This is a genomic window from Enterococcus spodopteracolus, assembly GCF_030441955.1.
Classification (GTDB): Bacteria; Bacillota; Bacilli; order Lactobacillales; family Enterococcaceae; genus Enterococcus_B; species Enterococcus_B spodopteracolus.
The window spans coordinates 37,569-56,249 of record NZ_JARJHD010000011.1 but is presented as its reverse complement, the minus strand read 5'-3'; the positions used below and the strand labels follow the sequence as shown (position 1 = coordinate 56,249).

16 protein-coding genes are annotated in these 18,681 nt (G+C 37.4%); 3 read left to right on the top strand and 13 right to left on the bottom strand.

What is annotated here, in order from left to right:
* Positions 1-11: 11 nt before the first annotated feature.
* The 3 genes from P3R27_RS11540 to P3R27_RS11530 form a co-directional block, all read right to left on the bottom strand.
* Positions 12-1,094 (bottom strand): WxLIP family cell surface protein, encoded by a 1,083-nt coding sequence (locus tag P3R27_RS11540; protein ID WP_126133923.1) that lies wholly within the window; start codon positions 1,092-1,094, stop codon positions 12-14.
* A 78-nt stretch (positions 1,095-1,172) separates the two neighbouring features.
* On the bottom strand, positions 1,173-1,976 hold the full coding sequence (locus P3R27_RS11535) for a WxL domain-containing protein (protein WP_034690227.1): 804 nt from the start codon (positions 1,974-1,976) through the stop codon (positions 1,173-1,175).
* A complete protein-coding gene (locus P3R27_RS11530; RefSeq protein ID WP_126133922.1) occupies positions 1,973-2,368 on the bottom strand; it encodes an EF2685/EF0750 family sortase-dependent surface protein in 396 nt (131 codons plus the stop codon). Before P3R27_RS11530 ends, P3R27_RS11535 begins: the two co-directional genes overlap by 4 nt.
* A 265-nt stretch (positions 2,369-2,633) precedes the next feature.
* On the opposite strand from P3R27_RS11530, the gene P3R27_RS11525 reads away from it, so the two are divergent.
* Positions 2,634-4,151, top strand: a complete 1,518-nt coding sequence (locus P3R27_RS11525) for an AcpB/EbpR/MafR family transcriptional regulator (RefSeq protein WP_126133921.1) — start codon at positions 2,634-2,636, stop codon at positions 4,149-4,151.
* A gap of 264 nt (positions 4,152-4,415) precedes the next feature.
* Here P3R27_RS11525 and P3R27_RS11520 read toward each other — a convergent pair whose 3' ends face one another.
* The 7 genes from P3R27_RS11520 to P3R27_RS11490 form a co-directional block, all read right to left on the bottom strand.
* The gene (locus P3R27_RS11520; RefSeq protein ID WP_034690234.1) at positions 4,416-5,582 is read right to left on the bottom strand and encodes a hypothetical protein; all 1,167 of its coding nucleotides are present in this window, start codon (positions 5,580-5,582) and stop codon (positions 4,416-4,418) included.
* Between the two features lie 124 nt (positions 5,583-5,706).
* Complete coding sequence (locus P3R27_RS11515) at positions 5,707-6,852, bottom strand: pectate lyase-like adhesive domain-containing protein (protein ID WP_034690235.1); 1,146 nt, start codon at positions 6,850-6,852, stop codon at positions 5,707-5,709.
* 229 nt (positions 6,853-7,081) lie between these two features.
* Positions 7,082-7,432, bottom strand: a complete 351-nt coding sequence (locus P3R27_RS11510) for a hypothetical protein (protein ID WP_034690236.1) — start codon at positions 7,430-7,432, stop codon at positions 7,082-7,084.
* Positions 7,433-7,473: 41 nt separating this feature from the next.
* Positions 7,474-8,055, bottom strand: coding sequence for a hypothetical protein (locus P3R27_RS11505; protein ID WP_126133920.1), 582 nt, complete (start codon positions 8,053-8,055; stop codon positions 7,474-7,476).
* Between the two features lie 25 nt (positions 8,056-8,080).
* Positions 8,081-8,599 (bottom strand): hypothetical protein, encoded by a 519-nt coding sequence (locus tag P3R27_RS11500; RefSeq protein WP_126133919.1) that lies wholly within the window; start codon positions 8,597-8,599, stop codon positions 8,081-8,083.
* Between the two features lie 32 nt (positions 8,600-8,631).
* On the bottom strand, positions 8,632-11,649 hold the full coding sequence (locus P3R27_RS11495) for a BspA family leucine-rich repeat surface protein (RefSeq protein WP_301356998.1): 3,018 nt from the start codon (positions 11,647-11,649) through the stop codon (positions 8,632-8,634).
* 267 nt (positions 11,650-11,916) lie between these two features.
* Complete coding sequence (locus P3R27_RS11490; RefSeq protein ID WP_126133917.1) at positions 11,917-13,392, bottom strand: AcpB/EbpR/MafR family transcriptional regulator; 1,476 nt, start codon at positions 13,390-13,392, stop codon at positions 11,917-11,919.
* 1,089 nt (positions 13,393-14,481) lie between these two features.
* On the opposite strand from P3R27_RS11490, the gene P3R27_RS11485 reads away from it, so the two are divergent.
* Both P3R27_RS11485 and P3R27_RS11480 read left to right on the top strand, forming a co-directional pair.
* On the top strand, positions 14,482-15,276 hold the full coding sequence (locus P3R27_RS11485; RefSeq protein ID WP_126133916.1) for a DUF6597 domain-containing transcriptional factor: 795 nt from the start codon (positions 14,482-14,484) through the stop codon (positions 15,274-15,276).
* Between the two features lie 97 nt (positions 15,277-15,373).
* Positions 15,374-15,631, top strand: coding sequence for a VOC family protein (locus P3R27_RS11480; protein ID WP_126133915.1), 258 nt, complete (start codon positions 15,374-15,376; stop codon positions 15,629-15,631).
* Positions 15,632-15,659: 28 nt separating this feature from the next.
* Here P3R27_RS11480 and P3R27_RS11475 read toward each other — a convergent pair whose 3' ends face one another.
* From P3R27_RS11475 to P3R27_RS11465, 3 genes are all read right to left on the bottom strand, one after another.
* Positions 15,660-16,256 carry a YitT family protein gene (locus P3R27_RS11475; RefSeq protein WP_051536295.1) on the bottom strand — a complete coding sequence of 199 codons (597 nt, stop codon included), beginning with the start codon at positions 16,254-16,256 and terminating at the stop codon, positions 15,660-15,662.
* Between the two features lie 384 nt (positions 16,257-16,640).
* Positions 16,641-17,483, bottom strand: coding sequence for an S-formylglutathione hydrolase (gene fghA / locus P3R27_RS11470; protein ID WP_284592383.1), 843 nt, complete (start codon positions 17,481-17,483; stop codon positions 16,641-16,643).
* Entirely contained in the window at positions 17,464-18,603 is a 1,140-nt protein-coding gene (locus P3R27_RS11465) for an S-(hydroxymethyl)glutathione dehydrogenase/class III alcohol dehydrogenase (RefSeq protein ID WP_126133914.1), read from the bottom strand. Before P3R27_RS11465 ends, fghA begins: the two co-directional genes overlap by 20 nt.
* Positions 18,604-18,681 lie beyond the last annotated feature (78 nt).

Below are 18,681 nucleotides of genomic sequence, written 5' to 3'. Positions count from 1 at the left end.
GTCCTCCTCCTCTAGTCATCTGTTTTATTCTCCGAAAGGGTATCCAAGTATTTTTCTTGCATCAGTTTTGCTTTTTTCTTATTTTTGTATGTCGTATAGGCGAGTAGACTAATAATGATCACGATTAGCACGATGGCTGCAATCAACCACCAGTTCGTATCAGTAACAGACACATCTGATTGGTTCAAGCGCCTTGCTTCATCTGCAGTCACATCAAAAGTTTCTTCCCAAGACCATTCATGCTCGCCAGAGCGAGCCGTCATATTCAACACATATGTCCCGCTTCTAAAACGTTCGCCATTGAGCGAGATTGGAAAATTAAAATTGGAGTTCGGTGCCATTTGCATCATTTCTTCTGATGCTTGATATAAAATCTTATCAGATCCTTCTCTACGTACTGAAGCATCCACACTTAGTTCATTCACAAAAGTAGGTAAGAAATTTTGGATTGTTGCACTAAAGGCATTTCTATAATTGATTTGATCCGCAAATACATCTAAAAGTGCCAATTCTGGAACAATCGTTTGTGTGCGATCATTGCTTGCTACGATACCAATCACATAAGAAAAAGAATTGATGATCTGCATTCCTTTATCCTCAGATTCCTCTTTCTCTTCTTGTACCACTTCGCTTAGTTGTAAGCCACCAGCTAATAACCCTTCCACCTTTTCCTGTGGCATGGTGAGGGTTGTCACGATTCGTTTTTCCTCTCCGGCTTCTAGCCGAATGGTTTCATCTTCGACATCCAGTAAATCTTTCATCTCTACTTTTAATGTAGGATCGGGTTGGTCAGCTTCTCCGCCATATTCAACCACACCATTGATATTTGTGTAGGCTGTATGAGCTGTGATCGAGAGATCGATCGGAATATTTCTAACATTTTTCACCACTAATGTGAGTTCTTCTGTTTTTCCGGGTTGCAATTCCACGTCAAAGTAGCCTTTGTCCTCTCCAAATTGACTTTCAGGTGTAATTGTGCGAACACTGAAATTTAGTTCACCATTGGCAAATACTTCTTGAGAAACACCAACAAACCCAATCATTACATAAACAATAACAAGGAAAGAGACTGTGAACTTGTTCAATAAAGACATAGTTAGCTCCTTTCTAAAAAACAACGATGCCGACTGCATCGTTGCTCTTTTTTATCATTCATCTCATGCATTAAATGATTAAACTTGATTAGCTGGTGTTGCTGTCAATGTCCAAACTAAATTCGTCGTATATTTTGAATTTGCATCTGTACGGGTTACACCTGGTACACTTAATTGTACGGAAGGATTAGCTACCCCACCATCTACTTCAGAGTCTTGCACTAGATTTGCTTTATTTCCCCACATTGCAGTACTTAGTCCATAGCCAATGTTACTTCCAGCAGTCATGATGACGTGACTATTTTCCGGAGTCAACGTAAAGCCTGGATTTACCGTTGGTAATTCACCACTTGTATTTTGAGCTGTCCCATTCGCAAAAGTGACTTGTGCCCCATTTAAGCTTCGTTCTCCATTCGTAAATTGTGCTTCTTGTTTCAATACCAAATTCCATCCCGTTAGATCTGCACGTAAGTCACGTACTTGTGCAAATTGCGCACGTGCAGCTTTTTTTGTCGTTTCATTGACCCACGGACTACTCATATCAGGATTAGGAAAGTCAGTTGATTCTTCATCGATATCAAACCACCAAGCGGCAGCTGGGTAAGATTGATCTAATGCTGAATTTTGACGTAACCCAAAATCATAATCCCCAACGTAAGCAATAGCAAAAGCCCCATCTTGAGTAGGAGGTACGATGACTTCTTCTGGTCCTGGGTTTGGATCAATTGTTTCACCGTTGTCCTCGTCCGCTTCACGATATTCAATTTGTCCATTCGTTTTTAGTGTGCCATCCTGTGCTGTGTCGTCTGCATGAACAACCATGCTTCCTGTTGCTAGACTTGCTAATAATACTGACATTGATACTAGTTTTAATGCTTTCATTTATTCGTTCTCCCTGTTGATTTATTTTTTGTATCACATTCACTTGATAGTGCAACTTGTCTACTTATTCTCTTGTCTCTTCGTATTAACCAAGTTCGAATGACCCATAAAAGAATCAGTAGACCCAGTAACCCATAGCTTGGTATCACTTGATTTAATTTTGGTAATTGTCCATTTACCTGTACATATTCGTCTCTATCTGAAGGTTGAGCCTGCTCTTCGGAAGGTGGTTGTGGTTTAGGATCCCCTTCATAATCGATTTCTCCGTAAAAGCCTACATTCTTATTCGATTCTATAGCTTGTCCTTCCGCTGCGAAAAGTGGAACGGATTGATGAAACATCCCAAAAAACAATAAAATGGTCCATAACAAATACCGAGACTTCTTTTTCACATTTATTTCATTCCTCCTATTCTAGATAACTGCTTTTATTTTCTTCTAAATAACATTTTTATGACTCAAATTTGTTTTTTAGAAGAGTACATTTTATACTTTAAACAACACACGTCATCCTTAGCAATTAGCGTTTTTCACCATACTCTGAAATTATTACTATTTACTAATTATACTTAATAGATATAATTTAATTAAAATTAGCTACACCTAAAATAAAGAATCAACTTCCCTAAACTAAACTGATCTATGAGAGGTGGGTACATTGAAAACATTCCAACTGAATTTCATCACCAATAAACCCCTGATACGATGGCTTCAGATCCTCAATGAATTTGAAAAGAATACTTGTTGCAACGCGAATGACTTAGCAATACTTACGGAGAGCACTTCTAGAACAATCGGTAAAGATATCTGTCAGATCCGAGATTATTTTGAGGATTCGATCACGATTGAATCTACCCATCAGGGGTATGTATTCAAACAACTAAAATTAGTCACTTACGAAGAGAAAAAAACTGCTTTACTTATAGACGAGCCACTTTTTTTAATCCTTGAGAAAATTTTTTTTGCTGAATTATATACCCTTGACGATTGGTCCGATCAATTACATCTCTCTAAAACGACACTCTTGAAATACCTCAAAAAGATCCAATCACAGTTAGTTTATTTTGATTTGGACATCACGTATGATCCCGTAAATATCATTGGACAAGAAGCGGACAAACGCCATTTTTTTTGTACGTTCTTTTATGAATCTGAAATTACTCCTCACACCGTCTTTCCTTCCATTTCCGCACAACAAACAGTGAATGAGATCGGTTCTCTATTTAAGAATGACTGCTACCGAAATACCTCATTTTTCTTATACACTTACTTACTTTATATCTCGGTTGAACGATTCATGCAGGGAAATACGGTTAAAGTAAATAACCAGTTACGTAATGCTTTAAATGATCGTATGCAACAAGTCCATTTTAAAAAAATAAATGACGTTATCGAAAAATTTTACGACATTCGTTTGCCTGACGATGAATTGATTTTCTTATTTTGCTGCATCATCTCACAAAGAAAAATGAGTGATATCACTGTTGAAAAACAATTTTGTTTCACTTACAATCAATGGCCAGAAAGCAAACTTCTTGCTGAAGAATTTCTTAATATCCTAGATAGTAGCTATGAAAATAAAACAATTACTTTGATTTTTTTAGAAGCTTTTTTTATTACGGCGAAGCTGAAAGAATACCTTTGTATATCTGCTAACCGGAATACGCAGGATATCAATCGATTTATTCAAAAAATGTTTCCCTATGAGTGTCACATGTACCAAAAATTTCTTGAAAGTAATAAGAACTATCACTCACTCTACTCTGATGAATTTTTAGTTGATTTCTCTTGTAGCCTCGTACTACATATTGAAACCATCAGAGAGCGATATTGGAAAAACAAAAAAAATATTGCCTTTATTTTCGAAGGCAATAATCATATCATTCAATTCATTGAAGCAACATCAAATAACTATTTAATGGACGATCACTGTGTATTCTATCCAAATGCTAGTGAAGTGAATAAGAAGTATCTTATTGAAAATAAAATAGATATTTTGATTACTAATTATCCTGAACATGTAGAAGAATTCCAATCGGAAGCAGAATGTATTCTCTTTCGATCAATTCCTTCTGCTTCCGATTGGAATCGTTTACTTGAAAAGATCAATCCAAAAATCACTAATCAATATTTCTTAGCCGACAAAACCAATTTTTCTTCATACTTGTATGAATGATCTATTCCAAACATATGCTTAACTTTTTCAAACGCCTCTTCTTTGAGTTTATTCTATTGATGGTTGATCTCAACGCATGATGATTCCTTAATCTCATTTATCATAATCATCCCTTGCTCAGATATTTACTTACATCCCCTTTCCTATCATTTTATTCTGTTAAAAAAACAATGGAATGGCTATTTTATAAGATATACGATCGTTCAGATAGAAAAAACTCCCCCAAATTGATACAACTTTTGAGGGAGAAAGATTATGATAATTTTAGTCATTCATCGATTCAGTCGGTGGGAAAGTATCTGGATATGCCTGACTTCCAGTTCCAGCAGTATATTCTCGATAGCCATTGAATCCTAAGAAATTCTGTGTAAAGCTATTGATGTTCGAAGAAATGATTTGATTTCCGTTGGCTCCACTTAATTGCGTTTGTAAATGAGCAGTCCAAGCATGAGTAGGTGATGGCCCAAAATTATTATTTGCCCAGAAAGCATTACGAACGGCATTGACTTGGATATTTGTTCCTAATGTGTGGATTAATGGGCTAGACAGAGCCCCAGAACCTGTTTGTCTTAAATGGAGTTGATAAGGATTATCAATCAATAAGTGGCCAGAACCAAGAACTTTTACTACTGGCTCAAGACCATTGTGATCTGCTTTAAAGGTTGAGAACTCTCCAACATACATTCGGCCATTTGTTGAAATTTGTACAGGAGACAAATAGTTTGAATTGACTGTTAAACTACCGTTATTAATCACATTCAATTGATTCGCCACGATGGCTTCATTCATGATTACTTGGGAGCCAGAGTCGATTTGGATTAAACCATCTGTTCGAATAAAGGGTTGTTGCCTCTGTCTCGTTTGTTCATTACCAACAACCACCGAATTCCCAGAAAAACTTACTGTTGAACCAGAGACACCTTGCACAAATGGTTGTCTAACTTGGTTTCCGTTGGTAATAATTGGTCGATTCGAGTTAGAGGTAAAATGAACATGTCCACCATACCCTACACGTAGGGAATGATTGTTATTCATATTGATAGTCGAATTATTGATAAAATTGATTGTCACCGTTCGATTGACTGTATTCAGATTTTTTAAACCGCTATTGAAACTTGACGTGACATTGATCACTGAAACATTGTTATTATTGATGGCACTTCTAAATCCGGACCACGAATTAACAGATGCAGTTTGGTGATTACTTCGACCATCTACAAAGAGTTCTACTTCCTCGTCATTTGTCATTGTTTCCCCGTACATCGATAACGTTTCTCCGTCTTTCAGATGAATACCAGGGACATCTCCGTCTTCTGTTAGGGATTGCGTTTCTGGTACGACTTCACTCGCTTCGACAGTTGTCACTGACAAAGGGGCAGTAAGGAACATACCACTTAATAATAAGGTGCTCATCAGAGTCATTCGTTTCATTTTCTTTCCTCCATTCATTTGATAGTTTAAGATTAACGAAGAACTCACATTGAATCAAAAGTGTTTTTTCGGGACTATACGAAATTTTTCAATTGATTCTTTCAAGATTCTTCACTAGCTTTTGCTACTCTGGAAATGTATCAGGAAATAATGGCATATCCACTCCAGCAGTGTATTCCCGATAGGAACCAAATCCTAAAAAATGTTTTTCAAAACTAACTAAATTAGAACGAAGAACTTGCGAACCATGTGGCCCACCAAGTCGTGCCTGTAATTGACTATTCCAAACATGGGTGGGATGAAAACTTAGATTATAATCCTCCCAAAAGGCATTTCTCACGGCATTGATTTCTATGAGTACAGCAGAAGTATCGATCAAAGGTGCGACAAGTCCACCGAAGCCAGTCTGTTTTAGATGTATACTGTATGGATTGTCAAAAAAAATCTCACCACCAGTCATTTGGATCACTGAGTGTCTCCCACCATGTATCACTTTTAACGAAGAAAATTCGCTCACTGTGATCGTCCCATTGATTCCCATTTTCAAAGGAGTGACTTCATGCGCATGTAATTCTAAATGACCATAGTTGATCACAAACAAGTCATTTGCTTCCACTGCTTCATGTATCCTTACTTTAGCGCCAGAGGAAACCTCGATCAATCCTTCTGTTCGAATAAAAGGCTGCTCTCTCACCTCGGTTGAGCCATCTCCAATGACAACTTCTCCTTTTAAACGAATGGCACTCCCATAAGAACTTTGGATAAACGGTTGCTGTAATTGATTTTTACTAATAAATATAGGAGACTTGGCGTTCGCTGTGATTTCTAAAGCCGAATGCTTTGCCAGTTTGAGCGCATGATCATTTTCTAAATCTATACAAGCGGCATTGATAAAATTGATGTTCAAGGGACGATCAACTGTATCCAAGGAATGAAAGGTCGTATTGAAGCTAGCCACAACGTTGATAACGCTAACATTTTGATTGTTGATTGCATTTCGAAATTGGTGCCACGTTCTTACCTCCGCTGTTGTACGGTTGTCCTTATTTACGACATAATATGCACCATCTTCACTGACAAAATGATGGACATGATCAGCTAATGACTCACCATCTTCCAGCAAAATTCCATTGACCGGTTCCTCCACTCCAATCGCAAGATTTGTTTGAAAATCTTGCATTGTCGCCCCACTCGTTGTTGAACATCCAAAGAGTAAGCCCATTATTCCTCCTAAAAAAAACACCAAATGGATCTGCATAATTTTTTTCATATCTAACATCCCTTCCTTTTTATAAAGCGATCATACCTGAAAACAAAATAGAATATCAAAAATATTTTTTCTGCAAAACAAGAATTTTTCTGTTGCTACAACTAGCAAATATTCTCATTCCGCACATACGTCCACTATGAAACAAACAAACCAACAGGCTCCTTTCAATTCCGGAGTCCTATTGGTTTGTTTCTTCTTTATTGTTTTACTTTTAATTACTACTCTTTTTTCAACGCTTGTTACCTGAGCGATAATTCTTTCTAGTTGAAATAACAAGCCACCCTGTCACAAGCAAGTAGCCCAGCCACAAGAAACGGTAACCACTCAAAGCATTTGTCTTTGGCAGATTCCCTTGTTTTAGTTGGGAAATATCTGCAACAAGGGTATGGGTTTTGTCCTCGTTTCCATGTGATCCATTGATCACTGCATCTTTTTCTTTTGTACTAGCACCTTCCCCGATTCGTCCAGTAACAGTTATTTGTCCCATTGTCGTATCTGCGACGACGACTTTAGTCCGCAAACCGTTCGAGATAACAAGGAGAAGACTCAGAATATAAAACAACTTCATTTTTTTTTTCATTTGATTTATCCCTTCTTTTCTGGGATTTCAGTGATTCTTTTTTATGCTACGTTAGGTGAGAAATTCAAAACTAATTTAAACGTGGGATTTAATTCCGCTGAAGCATTCACGGGTGTTGCTTTACCAGTGAATCTAAATTTCCCTTCATTCACTCCGGCATTTCCTTGAAGTCTGAAAAGTTCTGATGCCGTTATCGTTGGTTCGCCATCTTCAAACAAATCAATTGTCGTCACATTCGGTATCCCCACCGTATTTATGCTCAATAAATCTACTTCTTTCATATTCACTGGCGTCTCTACGTCAGAAACTGAAGCAATCACACCAACTGCAGAGTTGTTTGTAATCGTATGTTCGGGTGATGTGATTGTCGTATGATTTGAGGCTTTGGTTGTGTAAAACAAGGCGTTTGTCGGAATCGTCACATTGATCCATTGATCCAATTCCTCAGGATTTGGACCAGGTGTCGTATTATCAAACTCACCGATGATTCCCCGTACAGTCACGTCTCCTGACGTCTCGCCTTCACGTCCATCAATCACTTGCTCTGCACCTGCGATTGTCCCAGTTACCATGATCCCTACGATTGTTGCTGTACTCAAAAGTGCTGCTACTATTTTTTTCATCTAAATTCCCTCATTTTCTTTTATTTTAGTTTTTAACAATAATCATTATTTCCGCTTCAGTGACCCCTTGTTTTTCTTTTGTTTCAGGGTCATAAATATTAACGGTGGCTTTAGCGGGATACTCCCCTTTAGCTAGTTGTTTTTCCAATTTTACATTTTCTACGAATTGGTTCGGATAGATGGCACCAGAAGAATAAATCAGCTCGTCACTAGACATTAAAGAAATATCTACTGCGATCGGATAAACATTCGTCCCAGGATTGACGATCTCGATCGATCCTTCACTCTGTCCGTTCTCAAAGACGGCTTCTGGATTGATTTGTAATGTAAAATAATTAGCATCAGCTACTTCTTGCGCTCGATCCGCCAATTCCTGATCAGAGGCATCGCCGACCGCTGGTAAAAGATCCGCACTGACCAATGGAACGTGATCTTTTGGTTGATTAAAATAATAGGCGAGACCACCGGCAATCAACGAAAATAGCAAAAACCACAAGAGCCATTTACGCTTATTTTTATTTTGTGCTTGGTTCATTTCCTCCAATGGCTTCACCTCCTTGTTAACTATTTTTTTCTTTAAGTTCGTGGGACGAATCGCAACACGATTCGGTAATTAGGCACGAGCATGTGCTCGTAATAGCCTCCTTGCTCAATATCAGGGTTATCAACCCACCGTGGATAATCCCCATAAAATTCTCCCGATAAGGAAAGGGGTGTACGATCTCCTTGGGATAAACGAATCAGATGTTGCTCTGGCATCGTTGCGTATAACTGTTTTTTAGTCTCTTGCGTTTGGAGATTCAAGCGCAACAATGGCTTCGTAATATCCTCATAACTAGGATCTTCCACTGCACTTTCTGCATAATCCAGTGGATCTTCCCCTTCCTTCAAAAGAACGATTCCAGCAGAATCATCAATCGCAACTTGATTGATATACGTATCGACAGCTACCGAAGATTGGTTGTGGATCTCATAGGTTTGGCTCTCAAACTGACGTTTTGACTCTTCTTCGTCATACAATGATTCAAAAACCATTTTGACAGGGATCGTTACCCGCAAATGTTCAACTTTCGATGTCAGATCGATACCAATCGTCATTTGATACGCTTTATTGCCGACTTCAAGAATAGCGTAATAGCTTCCGTCTTCTTCGCTATCTAACGAAAGATCGGTCTCAACGATGCGAAAATCATTGGTCATGTCTTCTTCAGATAAGATATTTTTTGCTTGTGCACGACTTTCTTGAAGAATAAGCGCATGTAATTCTTCGACAGTAGCTAACTCATTGAGCTTAGAACGATCTAACGTAAAGTTATTGCTCCGATAATCAATCCCTTTGATAACTGTTTGCTCTTCAGCTACATCACCAGTTGTGTCTCCTGAAGGTTTGGACAGTTTGATTTCGACCGTTGACCCCGTTTCAAGCCGTTCATTTTCTGCCAAATTGATTTGGAACGAGCGAACCTTCTCCTGGGAATCCTGATAATCTCCCCAGAGGATGCGAGGAGAATCTTTTTCAAGAACCACTGTACTTCCTTCTGTATTTTTATAGGTAATCGTCAAATGGTCAACTGATTCTGTGGCATGACCGTGAATCGCTACAGATTGATCACTCACAGGGTCAAATTTGGCAATGAGTTGTTCAGGTGGAACTGGTTCCCAGATATACGTACCTGGATTGGAGCCGTCATAATTAGTCATAAAGTCGGTTGAATTCTCAAATGCTATAACCCCAGATCCACTAGTTAAACTTTCTTCTAAGACCCATCTACCCGTGTATAGGTTATCTTGTCGTCTATTTGGCAAATTGACTGAAGAATCAAAAATTGATTTTTCACCTAGGCTTATCCTCTTCAAATTATTTGTTCCAGTAAACATATTGTTCATATTAGTTACTTGGTAAGTATCCCATTTATTCATATCTAGTTCTGTTAAGGACCTAGCATTGAAAAACATAAAGCTTATATTCCTTACCTGGGATGTGTTCCAGTTGCTGACGTCTAATTCTTTAAGTTCACGTGCTTCTTGAAACATAGCACCCATGCTTGTTACTAGAGAAGTATCCCATTGGCTAACATCTAAAGCCTGTAATGAGCTTGCTTGATTGAACATAAAAACCATAGTTGTGACACGTGAAGTATTCCAATTGCTGACATCTACTTTTTTTAAAGAGTTTGCACGTGCAAACATAAGATCCATCATTGTTACATTTGAAACGTCCAAATTCCCAGCATTTTCTATCACTTCTAAATTTGTCAATCCGCTGAATAACCTAGATGATATCTCGGGTAAGACCACCGTGTCTTCAACTATAATTTCTTTTACAGAGGAATATACTTTCCATGGAGCATCTGCTACTGCGCCAGCTTCTCCACCATATAATGTGATTGTCTCCAAAATACCATCATAGATCCACGGAACAGTGCCCCACATGCCAAAGGTTTCCCATGTATACGTACCTGGAAAACGGCCATCATAATTTGTCATGAATTCACTCGAACTGGCATACCTGATCCCAAGATTTTCTGTACCTGGTTCCAACTTCCATCCACCAGTATAACCGTCTATTTGTTGAATCGCTGGAAGCTGAGTAGCAGCAGAAAAAAAGCTTTTTTCTCTGAGTGTCAATGATTTTAAATTAGTATTACTAAACATCTGACTCATATTCGTGACACTGGAAGTATCCCATGAACTAAGATTTAATTGTGTGAGAGATCGGGCTAAATGAAACATTCGGCTCATATTTGTAACCTTTGATGTATTCCATGTTCCTAAATCTAACGTAGTAAGACTATTGGCTTGAAAAAACATATCACTCATATCTGTGACATTTGATGTATCCCATCCTCTTAGATCTAAGGTGGTAAGGCTTTGAGCGTTCATAAACATTTGACTCATATTCGTAACACTTGATGTATCCCATGAGGTAAGGTCTAACGTAGTAAATGAAGCAGGTGTGGCAGCCAAATTTCCAAACATGAGTCGCATATTCGTCACATTTGACGTATCCCAATTACTAACATCTATTTCTCTTAACCGCCATGTAACTTGAAACATACTTTCCATATTCGTAACGTTAGAAACATCGAGTTTATCTGCATTCTCTATGGATTCTAAAAAAGTCAAACTCCTAAACATACCCGATGAGTCACTAGGTAAAATCACTTGATCTTCAAAAATTATTTTGCTGATTTGAAAATACGATCGCCATGGCGCCTCCCTTGCTGAGCCTGCTGTTCCTCCACCTAATACAATTGTTCCTACTCCATCTTCATAATAAGACCATGGAACGGTCCCCCATACACCTTGATCTGTAAGTACTTTACTCTCCGTACTTGATTTTGCCTCTGGGCTATCACTAATTTGTTGAACGGATATTGAATCGTTTGCTTCTTGATTCGACTCTTCGTGTAAGGAATTTAATTCAGAATCACCTGGCTTTTCTGGATATTCTGAAGTCACTGTTACTTCATGATTATCAGAAGAACTTGAATAATCATGTGCATAGGTTAGTTGAAACGGGAGATTGGGTAAAAGTAAAACCATGATCAACAATAACTTCCCAATGATTCGTCTAATTGTATTTCTTTTCATACCACTCCTCCTAGTATTTGACCTACTGTATTCTTCTTATCTGAAACTTAAGCGAACAAAGTTTAGATATTCTTTTTGTCAACTGTCATTTTTTTCTTGGCTCGAAGCTAAATCTTTTTTTCAAAAATACTGTAAGTCAACTTGCATGTTTATTACTTCACTAAGACTACATTGATTTTTTAATAAAATAAAATCATCTATTTCATAAACGACTGAAATAGATAAAAAAAAACAGTCGCTATTTTTATTAGCAACTGTAGAAAAACATTAATTATAGGTTTTACGATAAGGGTTTATTTTTCTTTCCAATCGTTGCCAATCATGTTCATCTGGGACAGCTTTTAACAAAAGAAAATCGCTTTCAATAATGTAATCTAAAAGATAGCGATTATAATTTGTCACAATTAAATCAATATGTGCGGCGTTCAATACTTCTTCTGCTAGATAATAAAGCGGTAAAAAAACTAATGTATGTTTACTCCCAAATTGTTGACGTACACGAGTTATAATTTGTTGACAGACAAAATGATCCCCTTCCAGAAGAAAGTAAATTGTTTTATTTGGTAAATAAAAATCGAAAATCAAATTACTATAAATCGTTAAACTCACACTTATATCTTCCATGTATTTTGAAGAAATAGAGTAGTTTTTCCTTTCTTTTTTTAAAAAACCTAAATTCCGCTGATAATTCTCATTATCTGAGCGTATGACTGCTTTTTTTATTTCTATCGCCTCTTTATTTAAGACAGGTGATAACAAATCATTTATTTTTCTAGAGAGAAAAAACGAACGTAAGAATGTTGTGATTTTTTGATCAATATTTTGGGGGAAATCAAATTCCTTTAGATATCGATTCGTGAGTTGAGAAATTTCTGTGCCTTCATGAAAATCTTTATAAAACTTCTTCTCTGATTCTTCATGATCTAGGGTACGTTTACAGATAGTGACTAAATAAATCCAAGCGAATTCTTCTTTTGATAATTCGACCCTATAAAGTTTCTTGATATCATCTTTCAAAGAATGAAGGAGAGAGAAATTCTTTGCTTTGTATGCTAATTTCGCCAATTTTCTAGGAATCTCTATAGAAAAACCAAGCCCTGCACGTTTGATTGCAATATAAAAAGTATAATAAAAGGCTGCCGGCGTAGTTCCAGATCCAACCTCATCTTGGCCCAATTTATTGCTTAGTTTTTTTAAAACCAATTCATGTAATTCAATATCAGGAACAAGCGTATAGGGCGTTTCTACCCCTTCATAATAAAAATCCTTGAAGAATTTTCGTAAATTAGCTTCCCTCCCTTCAATCGACAACGGGTTAGATGCCCACTGCAATCCATAGCTCTTCAATACTGTGGTTGTTCGATTCAATAGCCGGCGAAAGGTACTCTCTGAAAAATGATAGTGATGGGCAAGTTCATCGATTGTTGATAATTCTCCTAAAAAAATATTCCCGATGATTTCAAATAGACACTCATTCTCAAGTAATTTCTGCTTTTTTTCTTGATACATCGAAGCTTTTTTTTCTTCAAAAAAGATTCCACTATTTCCTGAATCTAAACTGATACAATCATCAAAATAGTCTTTGATGTACTTGATATCATTGGCAATCGTTCGTTCTGTCACTTGCAGTTTTTCGGCCAATTCTCCAATCGTAAACAATCGTCTTCGTTCAATCATACTCAATATTCGAAACAAACGACTCGTCGTTCGATTACTGATAAATGCCAATTGTAAGTCTTTCAATTTTCCACCTCATTTTTTAAATGAACACTTTTCTTTATACTTACATATAAATAACACAACCAATCGGAATGATAAACTATATTGTTTCTCCTTGAAAGAAAAAACGAACGTAAAAGTGACAGATTTTAACGTTCTATTTTGCTTCTTAACCTTATCCTTATGGTAGTTATGATTTATTCAATAGTTACACAACGCTTTCTAAATGATCATTTGTACCCATTTTTATATTTTTTTCAGGATTCCAAATGAATCCTACTGTTATAAACAGCATTACCAACAAAGTCATTCTTTAAATAAAAAGGACTATTTTTGCTAACTGACCAATCTTATTAGTTATTAACCATGTATGATCCAAAAAAGCTGATACACCTTACATAGAACCAACTTATTTATAACAATTTGTTCATGTATTCTTGCTTATTATCCATAAACTCAAGTTCTTGATCTCCCTTAAAATCCATTTGCTATTATCGTCTTTTGTCTTCCTTGCTCTAGTATCCTACAAAACAAATCCAATAAATAAAAAAACATGTCTTTCTCCTTCGTCAGATAATACGTAGAAGAAAGACATGTTGAATATTTTGTTCATATCCAATTAAATAATTTATTGGGATCAACGTGGAGAGTTTTCTCTTTCACCAATACTGTTAACATTAAAAACGACTATTTTATTCACTTTAACAATCACTTACCTATGGAATAGAAGATGAGAAATCAGAACGGTAAATGCGTAACCTTATAACCAGTCAGAATAGTCAAAAACCTAGGAGAAGAACCAGCGATCACTGTGGTATCTATCCTAGGTTTTTACTATCTAGCTTGAGCATACATATTTTTTCCCTTAGCCAATCCACTCATTTATCCCTCTACCAATTAACAGATCTGTGCTTATCTCTTTGATTTTTTCACACCGGCATCCTATTTAGCGACAAATAGCAATCCAACGCCTTTTTTCATTTCGCCTAGATACGCTGACACTATCACCGACAATCCCAATTGCGTACTTACTTTAGTGATATAGACAGATACATCTCATCAACATGCTATAATTGATAAAAAGGAATAGAATCATAAACAAGTAGGTGATCTATGTATTCTCCAATTCAAGTACCCTATATCGTCAACCCGATCTATCAGAAATATTTCAAGTATCCAGCAATTGTCATTCCCTCATTACAAGACTTTGTGATTTGTCTATGGGAACACCAATCCTTGACTCAGGATTCCTACGAAGTGAATGATTTGATCATTCCAGATGGGTGTATCGATCTTTTCATTGATTTCAAAAAACAATCGATCGAATTTTCAGGTATCAGTAAAACAGAATATGATTTTTATAGCCATACGTCTGAATCTTACTTAGCGGCTACACTGAAACCTGGCGCTTTTGGACAACTTACTGGACGACCGACGACTGAGGTAATGGATTCTTTTCTATCCATTAGTGAGTTTAAGATACCTTTCAACCTCAACTATTTCTTCTACCTATCCTATTCTCAACAAAAAGAATATTTTATTGATTACCTCCATCAATTGATTGAAGGACATACACCAAACCAGTTTATCAAATTGATTGATCGATTTAGCCAAATCCCTGCTTCTACAATTCAAGATTTGTGTCAGGATTTAGTTGTAGGCACACGGCAATGCCAACAGTTATTTAAGAAGTATTATGGCATTTCACCGCAACTGATGTTGCTTACATTGCGTTTTCAGTACTGCTTGAAAATACTAACCGATCCTCACGCTAGTGAAAAAAAGTTAATTGCGTTGCATTACTACGATCAGTCTCACTTGATCAAAGATTTCAAAAAACATATCGGCTTCACACCACTCGAATTTGTCCAGCTTTGTAAAGAGTTCAAAGCACAACCTTTGGATTAGATGATACGTCGTGAGCAAAGTGAGATGTCGTGTATTTACAATACAGTCTAAAATTCTCATGCTATAGTTGCTCGATCAAGTTCAGGGAGATGAAATCATGAATAAAATCAAGTGGAAAGGCTTTTTACTTACAACTTCTGATTCAGAAATCGAAGTGATCCACGATACATTGACCTATGCCTGGGGACAAAAAGTGTTTCGTTTTTACGACTACGATAAACATATCGTCGAAGTTTCAGAAAGCATTCAAGGTGTCTTCAATCGTCTATATGCGCAAGGGTTGAGCCTTCCAGAAATCGCTGAACGCTTCGGTGACCCACTAGAAATTGTCAAAAAGCGTTACAGCATCTCCTAAGCTCCAAGAATAACTAAATTATCTACCTCTAAGAAGTTTGTCTGTTCTCAATAGATTGATAGGATATCTTAGAGAATAGATTCATCGTTAGAAAAACTAGAATATTCGAAGTTAAGGCAAGTAAAAATTGATCAAAACCAAAAATACTCCAATTTAGCAGTATGACTATACCATCTATGAAAAACAAGCCTGTAGAGAGTTTTATATTGAAATATTTTTTTAAAATTATCGGTGGAATGGACGTTCCTCCACTAGAAGAATTTTGTGAATAAACAATGGACATACCTACAGAAAAAATTAAACTCCCCAAAACGATGGATAAAATTTTATTTTCAGTAAACATTATTTTAGGTACATAGGTTAACAATAACGGTAGAACTAAACTACCATATAAAACTTTCATAAATACTTGTTTACCTAAATAAATGATTGCTAATAGCAACATAACTGAATTTAATGCCAGCACGATGAGTGAACGATCTACTTGAACAAGGTATTCAAGTAATATTCCTAGACCACTCGTTCCTCCAGCAGCAATATAATGTGGGCCAAAAAACATATTGATACTAATTGATAGTATCAATAGCCCCAAAGTAATCGTTAAATATTTGAATAGATTTTTCATATGCGCCTCCTAATATTTTTTAATGCAAGAACACAAAAAGGGATTAGATAAGAATATTCTTATCTAATCCCTTTGGATCCTCCGAAACTTTAATTATGATAACACAACTATTCTAAAAAGTAAACCTATTAATTTTATTTTTTAATTTTGACTCACAGAATTACACCCATATAAACAATTGAAACTAGTATCCGGCAGAACTCCTTTTACTAATTGGCTTTTGTAGCTCTGTACACGATCTTGTCAAACTAAATAGGTATCTCTCAAAAAACATTTTCAGATTTCACTGCTTATTGCTTATAGTTGCATCTTTCTGACTTCTTCTGATTTTTCAGTTAGTTGCTTGTTCATCTGACTCATATTCCATCTCTTACAATGGTCTTTTCACTGTTTTAGATAGGTTGCATGAAAAGCAATATGTTGTTCTATAAATGTAGCAATGGTGAAGTAGCTATGATCATAGCCTTCTTCTTTTTGATAGAATACTTCGTGTTTTGCTGATTCTGCTGCTGTTAAAAAAGCTTCTTCATTGAGCTGGACTTCATAGAATGGATCAGCCGTTCCTTGTGTGATCAGGATAGGCGGTTGATTAGTTGTTTCTTTTTTGATCAACTCAGTGGCATCCCATTCACTCCAGGTCGCTTGGTCAGCACCTAGATAAGCGGTGAATGCTTTTTGTCCCCATGGTACGTTTGAGGGATTCGAAATCGGTGCAAAAGCAGAGATCGAAGCAAAGTGTGCTGGATTTTTCAGACCGATCACTAACGAACCATGCCCACCCATGGAATGACCCATGATACTTTCTTTTCCAGAAAGATTTGGGATCAAGGAGTAGATGATCTCAGTCAGCTCTTTCGTGAGATAGTCGTACATTTGGAAGTCTTTCTTCCAAGGTTCTTGTGTTGCATTCAAGTAAAAGCCAGCCCCTTGACCGAGATCCCAATCTTCACTGTCAGCAACATCCCCCCGAGGCGATGTGTCCGGCATGACGAAGGCGATTTGCTGTTCTGCTGCATAGCGTTGGAATCCACCTTTGATACTGAAGTTATCATCTGTACTTGTTAAACCAGCTAACCACCAAATGAGTGGGATTTCTTGATTTTCAACGGTGGTTTCTGGTAAATATACGCTGAATGTCATCTCACAATGTAGCATTTCTGACAGGTGACGGTATTTGATTTGTTGCCCGCCAAACGACCGATGTGTTTCAATTTTCTGTAGTTCCATCAGTATCACCTCCATAAGTGAGCATGGTACGAATTGATTCTCCACGATTCAACAGCTCAAGTGATTCATTGATTTGTGTAAAATCTAAACGATGGGTGATGAATGAATCTAAATCAATTCCACCGTTCAAGTAATCTTCCACCATACCTGGCAATTGGCTTCGCCCTTTGACACCGCCAAAAGCAGAACCACGCCAGACACGACCAGTCACTAGTTGGAACGGACGCGTGTGGATTTCTTTTCCAGCTCCGGCTACACCGATAATGATGCTTTCGCCCCAGCCTTTGTGACATGCTTCAAGCGCGGAACGCATCACTTCCACATTGCCAATACACTCAAAACTATAATCTACGCCACCTTGGGTCATTTCTACGATGACTTCTTGGATCGGACGATCGTGTGTTTTAGGATCAACAAAATCCGTTGCGCCCATTTTTTTAGCTAACGGCCATTTTTCAGGGTTCATATCGATTGCAATGATTCGTTTAGCATTGGCTTTTTTCAAGCCTTGGATTACTGCTAAACCAATCGCTCCTAGCCCAAAGACAGCTGTGACAGCACCTTCTTCAACTTTTGCAGTGTTTTCCACGGCGCCTAATCCTGTTGTTACACCACACCCTAATAGTGGAACGGTATCTAGAGGAGCATCCTCTGTGATTTTCACCAAATTAATTTCATTGACGACAGTATACTCACTAAATGTACTCGTACCCATATAGTGATAAATCGGTTCGCCTTTGTAAGAAAAACGTGTCGTACCATCTGGCATTAGACCTTTTCCTTGCGTTTCACGGACAGCAGAGCATAGATTGGTTTTTCCTGACAAGCAAAACTCACACTTCCCACATTCTGGGGTATACAAAGGAATCACATGGTCCCCCACTTCAACAGATGACACATCATCACCAACTTTAACAACGATACCGGCGCCTTCATGACCTAAGACCGCAGGAAAAACTCCTTCTGGATCTTCCCCTGATAAGGTAAACGCATCTGTATGACAGACAGAAGTGTACAAAATTTTCACCATGACTTCCGTCGGTTTCGGATCAGCAACATCGATTTCAACGATTTCTAACGGTTTTCCGGGTTCAAATGCTACGGCAGCTCTACTTTTCATTTTTCTTCCTTCTTTCTTATTCCGCTCGTCTGGTTCTTAGTTAGCGAGCGAATCCGCAATCTTTCCACTTCATCGTAT

Coding starts and splice junctions, on each gene's coding strand:
- P3R27_RS11540 (WP_126133923.1), bottom strand. CDS start 1,094: ATGTCTTTATTGAACAAGTTCACAGTCTCTTTCCTTGTTATTGTTTAT.
- P3R27_RS11535 (WP_034690227.1), bottom strand. CDS start 1,976: ATGAAAGCATTAAAACTAGTATCAATGTCAGTATTATTAGCAAGTCTA.
- P3R27_RS11520 (WP_034690234.1), bottom strand. CDS start 5,582: ATGAAACGAATGACTCTGATGAGCACCTTATTATTAAGTGGTATGTTC.
- P3R27_RS11515 (WP_034690235.1), bottom strand. CDS start 6,852: ATGAAAAAAATTATGCAGATCCATTTGGTGTTTTTTTTAGGAGGAATA.
- P3R27_RS11510 (WP_034690236.1), bottom strand. CDS start 7,432: ATGAAAAAAAAAATGAAGTTGTTTTATATTCTGAGTCTTCTCCTTGTT.
- P3R27_RS11505 (WP_126133920.1), bottom strand. CDS start 8,055: ATGAAAAAAATAGTAGCAGCACTTTTGAGTACAGCAACAATCGTAGGG.
- P3R27_RS11495 (WP_301356998.1), bottom strand. CDS start 11,649: ATGAAAAGAAATACAATTAGACGAATCATTGGGAAGTTATTGTTGATC.
- P3R27_RS11485 (WP_126133916.1), top strand. CDS start 14,482: ATGTATTCTCCAATTCAAGTACCCTATATCGTCAACCCGATCTATCAG.
- P3R27_RS11480 (WP_126133915.1), top strand. CDS start 15,374: ATGAATAAAATCAAGTGGAAAGGCTTTTTACTTACAACTTCTGATTCA.
- P3R27_RS11475 (WP_051536295.1), bottom strand. CDS start 16,256: ATGAAAAATCTATTCAAATATTTAACGATTACTTTGGGGCTATTGATA.
- fghA (WP_284592383.1), bottom strand. CDS start 17,483: ATGGAACTACAGAAAATTGAAACACATCGGTCGTTTGGCGGGCAACAA.
- P3R27_RS11465 (WP_126133914.1), bottom strand. CDS start 18,603: ATGAAAAGTAGAGCTGCCGTAGCATTTGAACCCGGAAAACCGTTAGAA.